The organism is Streptomyces sp. SID13726 (assembly GCF_010548375.1).
Taxonomy (GTDB): domain Bacteria; phylum Actinomycetota; class Actinomycetes; order Streptomycetales; family Streptomycetaceae; genus Streptomyces.
Genome location: NZ_JAAGLY010000698.1, coordinates 1 through 405, shown reverse-complemented (window position 1 = coordinate 405; position 405 = coordinate 1). Strand labels below are relative to the sequence as shown.

The 405-nt window shown below is 71.9% G+C and carries 1 protein-coding gene; it reads left to right on the top strand.

Annotated features, from left to right (window positions below):
* Positions 1-405: hypothetical protein (locus tag G3I78_RS49835; RefSeq protein ID WP_164437296.1), on the top strand; the 405-nt coding region annotated here is incomplete at both ends.

Below are 405 nucleotides of genomic sequence, written 5' to 3'. Positions count from 1 at the left end.
CTGCCGCTGCACTCGCAGGGCACCGAGACGCCGTTCTCCGCGATCGGCTCCGCGCGGGTCGGCCTCGGCCGCGACCGCTTCGCCGACTACGCCTCCGAGCACCTGGCACGCTCCGCGGTCGAGCGGCTCGTCAAGCAGCACGAGACACTGCGCCGCACGGACGACGACCGCCCGGAGAAGCAGCTGGTGCGGGACACGGCCGACGATGTGTTCCCCGGGTTCCTGCGGCAGTCGCGCCTCCACGAGCGGGGCGAGGAGAACAACCACCTCATCGACGCGCTGCGCCCTGCGGGCCAGACGGCCGACGCCGAGGCCCTCACCGCGCAGATCCTCACGCGCATCAAGAACGAGATCCCGGCCAAGGGTGAGAAGGTCGACAACGTGCGGCGCGCCGTGGTCAACGCC